Genomic DNA, 13,539 nt, shown 5'->3' with positions numbered 1-13,539 from the left:
AAAAGCATAACCTAAAAAAATATATATATTAAAAAAACTATATTAGATATTTAAATAAATAAAAAATTATGTATAATATATTATTGTAAAAGGTAAGGAATAACTTGCAATAAATGGGAAATAAATGGGATTGGGTGATGAGAATAATGATAAATATAACTTCAAGGCAATTAAATATTATAAAAACGTTATTAAGTAGTAATGAGGCTATGAGTAGTATTGCGCTAAGTCAAGCTATAGGATGTTCAACGAAAACAATACAAAGTGAAATAAAATATATAAACAAAGTTATCAAAAAAGGGAAAATAGTATCAACAAGGGGCATAGGATACAAGATAGAAGGTAGCTTAGAAGAAATAGATTTAAATGAAGATATATATAATGATATAGATAGAGTTGGATACATAATAAAAGAATTATTAAATTTAAAAAATGAAGAAGCTGTAAAACTTGAAGACTTAGCAGATTCAATGTATGTAAGTGTATCAACTGTAAAAAATGATTTAAAAGAAGTAAAAGAGATTTTAAATGATTATAATATAAAAGTAGCAACAAAGCACAAGCAAGGAATACTGGTTTTAGGAAGAGAAAAAGATATAGTAGCTTGTATATCTGATTTATGTATTAAAAAAGAAAATGATTTAAGTATAAATGACTTTTTAAAGCCAAGCATAAAAAATGATATATTCTCAATAAAAAAGATGATATTAGATATATTAAATGATGAAAAAATGATACTGACAGATATAGAGTTTAAAAATATATTAAACTTTATATTAATATCACTAAGTAGAAATATAGATGAAATATATGAAAAAGGATCTAAATCAAATATCATATATGAAAAAATAAAAACAATATCATCAAAAGATAAAATTTTACGATCGGAAAGAGAATACATAAAAAAATATATATTAGATTATAAAAACAGAAGAAATAGTATATTAAAAGATAATGAACACAAAGAACTTATTTTAAAATCCATAAAAGAATTTACTCAAAACTTAAAAAAGGCAACATCAATAGATATAATAGAAGATAAAATATTTGAAGAATGTTTATATAATCATATAAATAATTTATATAAAAGAACTAAATTAGGTATAAACCAAAATTTAATAGGATTAAATGATATAAAAATAAAATATCCATTTGCTTTTGAGTTAGCTAAAATAGCTAAGAAAACTATAGAAAAAAATCTAGATATAAACATAAGCGAAGAAGAAATATCAAATATAGCACTCCATGTAGGTGGTGCAATAGAAAGAGCATCTCACAGCAAAGAAAAAAGAGTTTTAAAAACCATAATAGTATGTACTTCTGGTATAGGAACATCAATGCTTATAAAATCTAAATTAGAAAATGTGTTTAAGGATAATTTACAAATAGTAAAGATAATACCATCTTATTTAGTAGAGTATATAAATGCTATAGAGGTAGATTTTGTAATATCAACAGTACCACTTCAATTGGAAAATATACCTGTAATAAATATATCTGCAATGCTTACAGATAAGGAAGTAAAAATGATTGAAAAATATATAGAAACAGGTAACATATATATAGATTTACAAATAGATAGTTTATTAGAACCTGATTTATTTTTTATAGACTTAGATTTAAAAACTAAGGAAGACGTAATAAATTATATGGCAGATAAACTTATAGAGTATAAATATATAGATAATGATACAAAACATTCTTATTTAGAAAGAGAAGAAATAGCAACAACTGAAATAGGAAACATGGTGGCTATACCTCATGGGGCTAATGGAGTAATATATGAAAGTAAAATTGCTATTGGAATACTTAAAAATCCAATAGATTGGGAAATGGGACAAGTTAGATTAGTAATAATGTTAGCTATTGATAAAGATATAACCCTTGACTATGAAGAGCTATTTTTAAGCATTTATAAAAGGATAGATTCTATAGCAAAGGTAATAAATATATGTGAAAATAAGAGCTTTGAAAAGTTCTCAAATATGTTTAAACGATAAATTTCTCTTTTAATTAAGAGAAATTTTTTGACTTTCAGGGAAAAAGATTTCCAGGTATTATAGACATAAGCCATACAAAAACAAAAAATAAATCGAATAAAAAAGTCGCTTCGCTCCTGTCGCCAACGACTTCGTCCGTTGTTCAAAATGAGCTTTGCTTAAGCCAATATATGTGCTCTGCACTCAAAGAGAAAGTGATTTTAGCAGTTGTTTAAAGTAAACGTTATACATAATAAAATAAAGTCGAGGTGAAATCTATGATATATACAGTAACATTAAACCCTTCTATAGACTATGTAGTTAAATTAAATAATTTATCTACAGGCGATATAAATAGAAGTAGTGAAGAGTATGTTTACCCAGGTGGCAAGGGTATAAATGTATCATTAATATTAAAAGAGCTAGGATACAAAAGCAATGCTCTAGGATTTATAAGTGGATTTACAGGACAATATATAGAAAGCATTTTAAATGAAAGAGGATTAAATTCAGATTTTATAAAACTAGAAAATGGATTTACAAGAATAAATGTAAAGATAAAATCGAATGAAGAAACTGAAATAAATGGACAAGGTCCTCATATATCAAGTGAAAAGTTAGACAAGTTATATGAAAAGATAGAAAGCTTAAATGAAGATGATATATTAGTTTTAGCTGGAAGTATACCTTCAACACTTGATGAAAAACTTTATGAAAATATAATGGCAAGAATTGAAAATAAAGGAATAAAAGTTGTAGTTGATGCAACTAAAAACTTACTTTTAAATGTTTTAAAATATAAACCATTTTTAATAAAGCCAAATAATATCGAATTAGAGGAAATGTTTAACGTAAAACTTGAAACGACAGAAGATATAGTTTTATATGCTAACAAATTAAAAGAAATGGGAGCTAAAAATGTTTTAGTATCTATGGGAAAAGATGGAGGACTTTTAGTGACAGAAGACAATAAAGTTTTAAAAAGCTCTGTTGCAAAAGGAGAAGTAAAAAACTCAGTAGGTGCAGGAGATTCTATGGTTGGTGGATTTATAGCAGGTTATTTAAAAAATAAAAGCTATGAAGAAGCTTTAAAACTAGGGGCAGCAAGCGGAAGTGCAACGGCATTTTCATATGATTTAGCAACTAGCGATTTTATAAATGAATTATTAGAACAAATAAATATAGAGTATATAAATTAATAGAAATTTTATAATATGAAGACACTATAACCTTAAATATCAAGAAAGGAATTGATAACATGAGAATAACAGACTTAATAAATAAAAAATCTGTAAGTCTAGACTTATATGCAGATAATAAAATGAAAGCTATTGAGAAACTTGTAGATTTAGTTAATAATAGTGGAAACTTAAACAATAAAGAAGAATATAAAAGTGCAATAATAGATCGTGAAAATATGAGTACAACAGGAATAGGAGAGGGAGTAGCTATTCCTCATGCTAAAACAAAAGCTGTTGATAACCCGTGTTTAGCAGCTGCAATTTGTAAAGAAGGTATAGATTATGAATCATTTGATGGAAGCTTATCTCACTTATTCTTTATGATAGCTGCGCCAGATGGAGCAAATGATACACATTTAGAGGTATTATCTAGATTATCTACTATACTTATGGATGAAGAATTTAGAAATGATTTAATAAATGCTATATCAGTAGAAGAGTTTATAGACTTAATAGATAAAAAGGAAAGTGAAAAATTCCCAGAATCTAAACCAAAACCTAAAGTACAAGCTAAAAAATCTGGAGAAACAAAATATCCTAAAGTATTAGCAGTAACAGCTTGTCCAACAGGAATAGCTCATACTTTTATGGCAGCAGAAAGTTTAAATAAGACGGGTAAGAAAAAAGGAGTTTCTATAAAAGTTGAAACAAATGGTTCATCAGGAGCTAAAGACATATTAACGAAGGAAGAAATAGAACACGCTGAGTGTATAATAGTTGCAGCTGATAAAAATGTTGATATGGCTAGATTTAACGGAAAAAAAGTTATAATAACTAAAGTTGCAAATGGAATACACAAAGCAGATGAATTAATAGAAAGAGCATCAAAAGGGGATGCTCCAATATACAATCACTCAGGAGATAGTGCTACTCAAGAAAATAATGATGATGAAACTGCTCTTAGAAAAGTATACAAACACTTAATGAATGGGGTTTCAAATATGTTACCATTCGTTGTAAGTGGTGGTATATTAATAGCATTGGCATTCTTATTTGATAATTATGCAATAGATCCTAAAAACTTTGGTTCAAATACTCCTTTAGCAGCATTCTTTAAAGGAATAGGAGATTATGCATTTGGATTTATGTTACCAGTCCTTGCAGGATACATTGCATACTCAATTGCTGATAGACCAGCTATGGTAGTAGGTTTTGTAGGTGGTATACTTGCTAAAGAAGGTGGAGCAGGATTCTTAGGAGCTTTACTTGCAGGTTTCATAGCAGGATATTTAGTATTAGGGCTTAAGAAGTTCTTTAGCTTCTTACCACAATCACTTGATGGTATAAAGCCAGTATTATTATTCCCTCTATTTGGTACTTTACTAATAGGTGTAATAATGACATTTGTAGTTATACCTCCAGTAAAAGGTATAAATGATGGTATGGTAGCATTCTTAAATGGTCTTGGTGGAAGCTCAAAGGTAGTTTTAGGATTAGTATTAGGTGCCATGATGGCAATAGATATGGGTGGTCCTATCAATAAAGCAGCATATGTATTTGGTGTGGCATCACTTGATGCAGGTCAATTTGAAATAATGGCTGCAGTAATGGCAGGAGGTATGGTTCCTCCACTTGCAATAGCTTTAGCTACAACATTCTTTAAAAATAGATTTACAAAAGAACAACAAGAATCAGGTAAAGTTAACTATGTAATGGGAGCATCATTTATAACAGAAGGTGCAATACCATTTGCAGCAGCAGACCCTCTTAAAGTAATACCAGCATGTGTAGTAGGTTCTGCTACAGCAGGTGCATTAAGTATGGTATTTGGATCAGCACTTCGTGCTCCACACGGTGGAATATTTGTTATACCAGTTGTATCAAATCCTTTAGGATATATAGCAGCAATAGTTATAGGTTCTGTAGTTGGTATGGTTCTATTATCAATATTAAAGAAACCTTTAGATAAACAAGCATAATGAAAAGCTGTCTCATAATTGAGACAGCTTTTTTTATTCTTAACAGACTAAGTCGTTGGGCACAGGAGTGAAGCGACTTTTTTATACTAAGGTATTAATATTCATCCAATTCAAAATCAGCATCCACACTAAAACTATCTCTATTCATAAATCCACCAAAAGATATAGTAATACCTGATACCCGTGAAACTAGATTTTTATTCATTATAATTTTATAATTATCAACTACAAATTCTTCATCATTTTCTCTTAACTCATCCAGAGTTATTGCTATACTAGCATCACATCACAAAGAAGCAGGTCTTGTATATAATCTTATATATTTACCTTTATTGTCTTGACTGCCAATAAGTTTATCAAGTTCAGCTTTAGCACTGTTAGTTATTTTAATATTCATTGTGTCATCTCCTTGCTATAAAGTTAAATTACTCTATATTTTGTCCTCTATAGTAATTTTTATTATAATCTAAAAAAGTGAAATTTTATGTGATTAAGTTACACAATTTTAATAGATAAGCTTAAGCTAATTAACTTATATTAAGGTTGTTTAGATAATACAGAACCACCTAAAATCAATGGTTAAACCAGTAAATTCCATGTAAAAAATTAACTGACAAAAATAGATTTACTATTAGAACTTAATATATTATACTTATAAATCAAAGTCGGTATATGTCGAATTACGACGAAGAAATCAAGAAAGGACTTGATATGGAAAAAGTTGATTATAAGTACTATGACAATATAAAAAAAAGTAAATCAAATATTTATATAACAACTACGCAAAAGTTTATTCTTAGTTTAATTCTTAGTTGTGTGTGGATGATTTTTTCTTATAATATATCTAAACCTTGGATTCATGATTTATCAGAAATTGTTGGACCAGTATGGTCCTTTATAATAATTAGTGGTGTTGCATATGTACCGGGATTTATGAATGCATTTTTAGTAGTTAGTTTATTACTAGATAAGCAACCCATTAGAAAAATTAGTAATCCATATGAAAGTGTTACTTTATTAATAGCTGCTTATAATGAAGAAGCTGGTATTTATGATACACTGAGATATGTAAATGAACAAAGATATAATGGCAAGATAAATATTGTTGTTATTGATAATAATTCTTCTGATGAAACAGCCTCAGAAGTCGAAAGAGCTAAAAAAGATTTTGATACAAATATTACTTTGCTAAAAGAAACTAAACCTGGAAAATTTAATGCACTTAATAAAGGTCTTAAATACGTAAAAACTAAATATGTAATAACTCTTGATGCTGACACTATAATTCATAAAGATGCAATAAATAATTTAGTATCTAGGATGGTATCATCACCAGATGATGTATGTGCAGTAGCTGGATCTATGTTAGTTAGAAATAGTAGAGATAACATTTTAGCTAAAATGCAAGAGTGGGATTATTTTCTTAGTATCGCATCTATAAAAAGAATGCAAGGATTATACCAAGGGACTTTAGTGGCTCAAGGGGCCTTTTCAATCTATAAGACTGATATCGTTAGAAATCTTGGAGGATGGGCAGATGCAATCGGAGAAGATATTATATTAACATGGAAAATACTATCTCAAAATAAAAGAGTATACTTCGAGCCAAAAGCTATTGCTTTTACCGATGTCCCTACAAAATTATCTCATTTTGCAAAGCAGAGATCAAGATGGGCTAGAGGTATGATTGAAGGTATTAGAGAAGTTAAGCCATGGCAACAGCCTAAGGTATTCTTTAAATTTTTAACGGGCATAGATTTATTAATTCCTTATATGGATTTTAGTTATACTTTTTTCTGGATTCCAGGATTAATACTAGCTGTATTTTTTCATAAGTATTATATAGTTGGTCCAATGATGATTTTTGTATTACCTTTGACACTAGTTAGTTTTTATATTTTATACAGATACCAAGCGTATAATGTTTTTAAAGACATGAATTTAAAAGTAAGAAAAAATATTTTAGGATTAACATTATTTTTATTAACTTATCAAATGATAATGTCACCAGTATCTCTTTATGGTTATATGCAAGAGATGCTAGGATTAAAAAGAGTATGGAAATAAAAAATCAATAAAACGTTATAATTTATATTTTTATATAAAAAAGGAGCAAATATTTAAAATATTTTATTTGTCTCCTTTTTTCTTTTTAATTATAGTAAAATAACATTTTAATCCGTATTCTACCTATCTTAGTCTGATTCTATTGAAACTTCATCAAAATATAGTAAGATAAACTTGCAATGCTACAAACTTAGGAGAGTACGAATGAAAAAAAGAAATTTAATAATTAGTTTAATATGTATAATATGTGCAATATTTTTAATGAAAGATAGTTATAAGCATAGAAAAATTATTTCAGAATGGAATAAATATGAACTTAGTGAAGATTGGAACAAAGATGCTAAAGAGGTTATGAAAGTTTATATAAATGCTATGAATGCAAAAGATATAGATATTATGAAAGAATGTATTTTTACTTGTGAAAATTATGACCATGTATATATTGGTTTTTCCATTCCTTCAAAAGATATATTAAATAGTATTAAATATATAGAATACATAGACTCAGAAGAAGCTACTTTTAGACCAGTTGAAGGTAAATTGAAAAATGGAAAGAGTATATTGTTTAAAGAAGGAAAGGCTTTAGACGTTACGTATGATGTTAAATATAGAATAGAAAATCAACCTGAAAAATCAGGTATAAATGATTTTCGATACACTCTAGTTAAGAATAAAGAAGGAAGATATAAAATAATAGAAGCAGGATATTAATAGATTATATAAAAATTCTTTGCGATTAAGATATTTAGTGGGATATACACTTAATAGTGGCAACGACTTCGTTTGTTAATCAAAATGCTCTTAAATTATATTGATATAATTTAAGAGCATTTTGATTTTATAAGTTTACTATAATTAAAAATGATAAAAATACAACAATTAATATAGTTATAATTAACGCAATTATGTTAAGTACTTTGTTCATTTTTTGATTTGATTTAAATAATTTGCTAATTAAAAAGTAAATTACAATACCTATGATCCCACCTAATGTATTGCCTATAAAATCTGTTATATCAGATGCGCCTATAGCGAATATATATTGCAATACTTCATATATTAAACTAACTGAAGCGATAGGTAATATTTTTTTTAAAAGACTCCATTTATTATTTATCATACATATGTAAATTCCAAAAGGAATAAATACTATCACATTATAAATTATTTCTTTCATATCAATTTTACCGTTAACAATCATAGATCCGTTAAATGGTATTAAGTTAAAACTTCTTAATCCCACTAAATTATGAAGTGAAAATTGCATTTTAAATAATATAATCCATGTTAGTACTAAAAAATACACTGTAAATAACCCAATAGTAAGTTTTTTTTGATTACTATTCTTTTCTTTTATCATGCTAAAACCTCCCCTGACAAAGCATTTCCCTAAATGATTATAAACCTAATTAATTTATTTTACAAATTAAAATAAAAACAATGATGTAAATTAAATATTATATAGATGTAATTAAATAATTTAAAGTATCTAATTTGCAATAAAAAATAATCTACATAATAGATAATTTTATATTTGCTATATAAAGTATTTATCTTATAAAAAAACAAATACTATTAATATAAATTTTATAGGAGGTTTTTATGTATAAGAAAATATTATGTATGGCAACAGCTTTTATGTTGTGCACTAATATAGCGTTTGCTAATCCTAAACAAAGTATAAATGATGTTGAGACAATTTCTAATTCATTAAATACAATCTATTTAGCTGTATTACAAGGTAAAGATATTAATAGTATTAAAAAAGATATAACGTTTATACAATCTGAATTAAACAGAGAAAGAGATGAAATATTACATGAAATTCCTAATTATGAAAGCAAAGAAAAGCAGAAATCAATCTATTTTTCATTACTTTCAGTTTTAAACCATTATCAAATTTCAATATTAGAATTAGAGGATTATCATAAAACTAATAATCATCAGTCATTGATTAGCGCTATATCAGAACTGAATAACGGAAATTTAATGCTGGGTACAATTAAATCCAAACTTTAAAGAAGCACTTACTAATAAAGTAAGTGCTTTTTATTTTTAGGATATACTTAGAATAATAAAAATAAATTAAATCTATAGAGCTATGATAATTAAGGTGAATAATTTATTATAAAATAATTAATTAATGGTATAATGTTATATAATAACATTATTTATATAAATAAGTTTTATAATTTATTTTGAATTAATATATAACTGAAAGGAAAAATATTATTATGGATTATGGTTTATTGAATATAGGAAGTCTTATACTTGGCGTAATTGCATTTGTACTTCCTGTTATTAATCTTATAAGATACAATACTTCTAATAACCAATATTGGTTTGTTTTTACCTTAATGAGTATAATTTCTTGCATGCTTTCACTTTTTATGCAGGTTTTTTATATGAATCATCTTATAAATATTAAAGATTGGACAGCTATTATGGATACGATAAATGTGGTAGCATTTGCATCAGCATTGCTTCTTGTAGCTACAATTGTACTTAATGGTGTTACATTATTTGCATATATAGGAAATAGAAAAAAGAAATAAATATATATAAATATCTCTATGATATAAAGATAGAAAAGTAGTAATTTTAAAATTACTACTTTTTTTATTATTTAACTATTCGGGTACAAAATTTAGCTATTGGCGCACAATATATTGATAATTTTTTATAGCTATTTTAAATTAATATATATAAATTGAGTACGAAAAATCTATACAACAAGTATTCTACAATATATATGGCAGTTATTTTATGTGTTTTTCACACCAATAGGAGCATTAAGATTTATAGCACTATTAAGATATGGGTATCTTAATAGTGCTATAAATCTTAAAGTGGACTATTCATCATGTAGAGATCCTATCGATAAGACAGGAAATCAAATAGTTTATACTATTTTTAATTACCCAGTCGAAGAAAGAACGCAAACACCATTAGATAGTTGGATTATATCAAGATATGGAATATTTTATTGAAGTGAATATTATACAGTTTAAAAAATATTATAGTGAATTTAATTCTTAGGAGGAATAACAATATGTTTGATATTTATAATATAGGAAGTCTAATATTAACATTAAGCATTTTATATTTAAGTGCAAATAAATATCATAGACTACTTAAACTAGAACGACTTGAAAATGCAGGTGCATCACCTGAAGAATATAATGCATATGATAAGCGATTAAGGCTAGAATGTATATTACTTATCGTCATAATGGGAACGGCTACTATTTTAAGTCAATTTACAAATGCTTTAACGGTTGCAGTATTTATGATTATACTAGGTATTATACTTAAAATAATTATTAATAAATGCTGCCCCATACCAAAATAAATATATTAACTATCTTCACAATTGTTTTATAATTATAATAGTTTCTGTAGAGTTTTTTAATTCATTTTAATATATGTAATATAAATTAGATTAGGATATTTTATTTAGATATTTAATCAATATTAGTTTACTATTAAATTATCATAAAAAATCATGCTATATATAGCATGATTTTTTATGATGATTTAATTGATATATATTTATTAGGTAAGTATCAGCTTATAAATTAAATAAAAAAATGTATTTTTATAATAAATAATATATGTAAAAACCTTGGCATTAAGCCAATGCTACAAATTGTATCATTATATATTTGTGTATGATACGATAATTAGCTAGCAATTAAAAGTATTTTTTATCATACTAAATTTGAAAGGAGAAGTTATATGAAGATAGGATCAAAATTAAAACAAGCTAGATTGAAATCAGAATTAACGCAAGAAAAGGTATCAAATATATTAAATGTTTCTAGGTCAACTATATCTAGTTGGGAGGTCGGTAGGAGTTACCCTGACTTAGAAAGTCTAGTATTGCTTAGTGATTTGTATAATATTTCCCTTGATAGTTTACTAAGAGAGGACTCGGATATGATAAAAAAACTTTCCCTTGATTCAAGGATAATAAATAAAATTAATAAATTTATTTATTATTTACCTATAATAAGCTTTATTGTTCTTTTAAGTTCCATTTTTTATATAAATATAGGAAATAGTACTTATAATAAATTATGTGAACAGATGTATGAAGAAATGAAAGTTTTATCATTAAAATATGATATGACAAAAGTAAGTAACTATAAAAATGAGTTAGAGAACATACTTAATAAAAATGAATTTAAATCAATTAAAGCAATAGAAATCTATGTAGCGGATATGAAAACAGGCAATAAAAATTTAGAGACAGATAAAAATAAATTTAAATTGTTATATGAAACAGTTGATCCTAAAAGTAAAGAGGGAATAGCGTTGTTGAAAAATTCTCTCGGAATACTTTCGACTGATACTTTGGATAAAGATGGAAATATAGTTCATTACCAACCTTATTCAAAAAATTATAATATATACAGAGTAGAGGGATTAGCTTTAATTTCTGGAACTTTAGGATTTATATCTCTGTTAATTAGTATTATTATTAAGTTTAAAAATAGTAAAAAATAAATAATATATTTTATTTTTTACAACGGTACATATTTTGAATTTATATAAATAAGTCCTAATACTTATAGTTAGGACTTTTTATTATAAACCAATATATATTTTATTTAGGAAAGCTATCTAAAATTATAAAAGTAACCTTTAAAATGTAAAATAGTTATTAAAAAGTGCAACAAAACAATAAAAGCTAGAAAATTAAATCTTGAAATAGTATATTAAACATATGAAAGGGGGAAAGGGGATGAAAATTAATATTTTACTAGATAAACTTATAAATAAAGAAGATTTAATAATTCAAACAAATCCTATAAACAGTGAAGTTGCTGAAAGTTTAAAAAAGCATTTAGAAAATGGATTAAAAATAACTGTTATTAATGCAACTAATGATAGAAAAATACAAGTAAATATAAATTCTATTTTAGCTTTTCAATCAGAAGGTCATATGTGCTGTGTAAAAATGAAGTCTGGAGAATTATACTTAATTAATAAGCGCCTAAAGGAATTAGAGAATTTAGATGAAAAATATTTTGTGAAAATAAATAACACAACTATTGTTAATATAAACGAAATTAAAGAATTTTCATCGGCGTCAAATGCAAGATTAGAAGTCTTTTTAAGTGATAAATCATCTTATTTTGTAAATAGGCACTATGTAAAAATAATAAAGGAGAGATTAGCATGTTAAAACAATTTAGATTATCTTTTTTTCAAACTTTTTCAATAACTTTTATATGGATTTTAACTTTAATATCAATTTTTTTTAAAAACGACACGTTAACAGTTTTATATATTTGGAATTTAGTAGCTATAAGCTTAATTTTTTCGATGATTTTTGGAGTTATGTATCCAGCATTATGGAATTTTTCCTCAATGAAAGCTAGCAGTAAAATATTGATTTCTTCAGCAATAAATTTAGTGGCAGGGCTTAGTTCAGTCTGGCTATTTTCACCTTATATGTTTGAAATCATTAGACCGTGGATTGTATTAATGGCTATAGCTACAGTATTAGGTCATATAATAGGTTTTTATTTTTATTCGAACTGGGATAATCAAAAAAATTCTGATGATTTAAATAATCTTCTAAGAAAGTAAAGTCTATAAATTTTATCATGAAATTATTCTAAGGAATTTTTATATTTAAACATTATTATAATAAGCCATATACTTTAAGGATAAAATATAAATATTATTTAAATTAATTGACACTATCAATCATTTTGGATATAATTGATAGTGTCAATTAATGAAGGAGTGAATTTTATGAATAAATTAAAAATATTTATAAATGAGTTATGTGGAACTTTTACTAATGAAGAGCAAATAAAACAAGAATTACAATCAGGAAATCAAGTACATCCTAGAGCTAAGCATATAAATGGTATTTGCAATGAAAAAATAACTAACTTACCTAATAATTTTGAAGGCTATTTTGTTATAGAAGAAAGTTATTATGAACAAGGTAATTTTAAAAATATACTTCCACATTTATTTTTATTTACACTTAACGAAAATGATGATGTAGTATTAACTTCATATGAAATTCCAAACAATATATCAAAAGAAGATTTTAGAAATGATAATGAAAATTTAACTATGAATTATAATGAACTTAAAGTTTCATCTAAGTTTAATCCTATGGTATATAAAGAAAATAATGGTGTGTATGAAGGGGAAAGTGTAAGTCATTTTACAGAAGTAACAGAATTTACCTTAAAAGAAAAGATAGAAAGTGGTAAAATGTATGTAAGTGAAGTTTTTAGAAAAAATGGTAAAATAACTTTTGGGTTTATTGATCCTATAATTTATCAAAAAACAAATTAAGCAAGA

14 protein-coding genes are annotated in these 13,539 nt (G+C 25.7%); 13 read left to right on the top strand and 1 reads right to left on the bottom strand.

From position 1 onward, the window contains the following. Window positions 1–146 precede the first annotated feature (146 nt). The 5 genes from BLP75_RS03055 (at window position 147) to BLP75_RS03035 (ending at window position 7,917) form a co-directional block, all read left to right on the top strand. Window positions 147–2,000: a BglG family transcription antiterminator gene (locus tag BLP75_RS03055; protein ID WP_242872368.1), complete on the top strand. Its 1,854-nt coding sequence runs from the start codon at window positions 147–149 to the stop codon at window positions 1,998–2,000. A 257-nt stretch (window positions 2,001–2,257) separates the two neighbouring features. Further along, the gene (gene pfkB, locus BLP75_RS03050) at window positions 2,258–3,178 is read left to right on the top strand and encodes a 1-phosphofructokinase (protein ID WP_092722746.1); all 921 of its coding nucleotides are present in this window, start codon (window positions 2,258–2,260) and stop codon (window positions 3,176–3,178) included. A gap of 59 nt (window positions 3,179–3,237) precedes the next feature. Then, entirely contained in the window at window positions 3,238–5,139 is a 1,902-nt protein-coding gene (locus BLP75_RS03045) for a PTS fructose transporter subunit IIABC (protein WP_092722744.1), read from the top strand. Between the two features lie 672 nt (window positions 5,140–5,811). Next, window positions 5,812–7,206, top strand: coding sequence for a glycosyltransferase family 2 protein (locus tag BLP75_RS03040; RefSeq protein WP_242872367.1), 1,395 nt, complete (start codon window positions 5,812–5,814; stop codon window positions 7,204–7,206). A 204-nt stretch (window positions 7,207–7,410) separates the two neighbouring features. Next, window positions 7,411–7,917 carry a DUF4829 domain-containing protein gene (locus tag BLP75_RS03035; RefSeq protein ID WP_092722740.1) on the top strand — a complete coding sequence of 169 codons (507 nt, stop codon included), beginning with the start codon at window positions 7,411–7,413 and terminating at the stop codon, window positions 7,915–7,917. A 127-nt stretch (window positions 7,918–8,044) separates the two neighbouring features. Here the strand turns inward: BLP75_RS03035 and BLP75_RS03030 are convergent, their stop codons facing one another. Further along, on the bottom strand, window positions 8,045–8,566 hold the full coding sequence (locus BLP75_RS03030; protein ID WP_092722738.1) for a VanZ family protein: 522 nt from the start codon (window positions 8,564–8,566) through the stop codon (window positions 8,045–8,047). Window positions 8,567–8,829: 263 nt separating this feature from the next. On the opposite strand from BLP75_RS03030, the gene BLP75_RS03025 reads away from it, so the two are divergent. The 8 genes from BLP75_RS03025 to BLP75_RS02990 all read left to right on the top strand — a co-directional run bounded on the left by BLP75_RS03025 (window position 8,830) and on the right by BLP75_RS02990 (window position 13,533). Continuing rightward, a complete protein-coding gene (locus BLP75_RS03025; RefSeq protein ID WP_139149821.1) occupies window positions 8,830–9,225 on the top strand; it encodes a hypothetical protein in 396 nt (131 codons plus the stop codon). Window positions 9,226–9,440: 215 nt separating this feature from the next. Then, complete coding sequence (locus BLP75_RS03020; protein WP_092722735.1) at window positions 9,441–9,761, top strand: hypothetical protein; 321 nt, start codon at window positions 9,441–9,443, stop codon at window positions 9,759–9,761. A 213-nt stretch (window positions 9,762–9,974) separates the two neighbouring features. After that, window positions 9,975–10,196 (top strand): hypothetical protein, encoded by a 222-nt coding sequence (locus tag BLP75_RS03015; RefSeq protein WP_092722733.1) that lies wholly within the window; start codon window positions 9,975–9,977, stop codon window positions 10,194–10,196. Window positions 10,197–10,258: 62 nt separating this feature from the next. Then, on the top strand, window positions 10,259–10,558 hold the full coding sequence (locus tag BLP75_RS03010; RefSeq protein ID WP_092722731.1) for a hypothetical protein: 300 nt from the start codon (window positions 10,259–10,261) through the stop codon (window positions 10,556–10,558). Window positions 10,559–10,944: 386 nt separating this feature from the next. Next, complete coding sequence (locus tag BLP75_RS03005) at window positions 10,945–11,715, top strand: helix-turn-helix domain-containing protein (RefSeq protein ID WP_092722729.1); 771 nt, start codon at window positions 10,945–10,947, stop codon at window positions 11,713–11,715. A gap of 238 nt (window positions 11,716–11,953) precedes the next feature. After that, window positions 11,954–12,397: a LytTR family DNA-binding domain-containing protein gene (locus tag BLP75_RS03000; RefSeq protein ID WP_170139073.1), complete on the top strand. Its 444-nt coding sequence runs from the start codon at window positions 11,954–11,956 to the stop codon at window positions 12,395–12,397. Beyond that, a complete protein-coding gene (locus BLP75_RS02995) occupies window positions 12,391–12,804 on the top strand; it encodes a hypothetical protein (RefSeq protein WP_092722725.1) in 414 nt (137 codons plus the stop codon). The genes BLP75_RS03000 and BLP75_RS02995 overlap by 7 nt, the downstream gene beginning before the upstream one ends. Window positions 12,805–12,972: 168 nt before the next feature. Continuing rightward, complete coding sequence (locus tag BLP75_RS02990; protein WP_092722723.1) at window positions 12,973–13,533, top strand: hypothetical protein; 561 nt, start codon at window positions 12,973–12,975, stop codon at window positions 13,531–13,533. The last annotated feature ends 6 nt before the right edge of the window (window positions 13,534–13,539 follow it).

The organism is Romboutsia lituseburensis DSM 797 (assembly GCF_900103615.1).
Taxonomy (GTDB): Bacteria; Bacillota; Clostridia; order Peptostreptococcales; family Peptostreptococcaceae; genus Romboutsia_F; species Romboutsia_F lituseburensis.
Note: the sequence above shows the minus strand (reverse complement) of the source record. Positions and strands in the feature narration are given on the sequence as shown.

Bases quoted from the DNA above. Each gene is read 5' to 3' on its own strand.
- BLP75_RS02995 (WP_092722725.1), top strand. From the start codon at position 12,391: ATGTTAAAACAATTTAGATTATCTTTTTTTCAAACTTTTTCAATAACT.
- BLP75_RS03040 (WP_242872367.1), top strand. From the start codon at position 5,812: ATGTCGAATTACGACGAAGAAATCAAGAAAGGACTTGATATGGAAAAA.
- BLP75_RS03045 (WP_092722744.1), top strand. From the start codon at position 3,238: ATGAGAATAACAGACTTAATAAATAAAAAATCTGTAAGTCTAGACTTA.
- BLP75_RS03035 (WP_092722740.1), top strand. From the start codon at position 7,411: ATGAAAAAAAGAAATTTAATAATTAGTTTAATATGTATAATATGTGCA.
- BLP75_RS03005 (WP_092722729.1), top strand. From the start codon at position 10,945: ATGAAGATAGGATCAAAATTAAAACAAGCTAGATTGAAATCAGAATTA.
- pfkB (WP_092722746.1), top strand. From the start codon at position 2,258: ATGATATATACAGTAACATTAAACCCTTCTATAGACTATGTAGTTAAA.
- BLP75_RS03055 (WP_242872368.1), top strand. From the start codon at position 147: ATGATAAATATAACTTCAAGGCAATTAAATATTATAAAAACGTTATTA.
- BLP75_RS03020 (WP_092722735.1), top strand. From the start codon at position 9,441: ATGGATTATGGTTTATTGAATATAGGAAGTCTTATACTTGGCGTAATT.
- BLP75_RS03010 (WP_092722731.1), top strand. From the start codon at position 10,259: ATGTTTGATATTTATAATATAGGAAGTCTAATATTAACATTAAGCATT.
- BLP75_RS02990 (WP_092722723.1), top strand. From the start codon at position 12,973: ATGAATAAATTAAAAATATTTATAAATGAGTTATGTGGAACTTTTACT.
- BLP75_RS03030 (WP_092722738.1), bottom strand. From the start codon at position 8,566: ATGATAAAAGAAAAGAATAGTAATCAAAAAAAACTTACTATTGGGTTA.
- BLP75_RS03025 (WP_139149821.1), top strand. From the start codon at position 8,830: ATGGCAACAGCTTTTATGTTGTGCACTAATATAGCGTTTGCTAATCCT.
- BLP75_RS03000 (WP_170139073.1), top strand. From the start codon at position 11,954: ATGAAAATTAATATTTTACTAGATAAACTTATAAATAAAGAAGATTTA.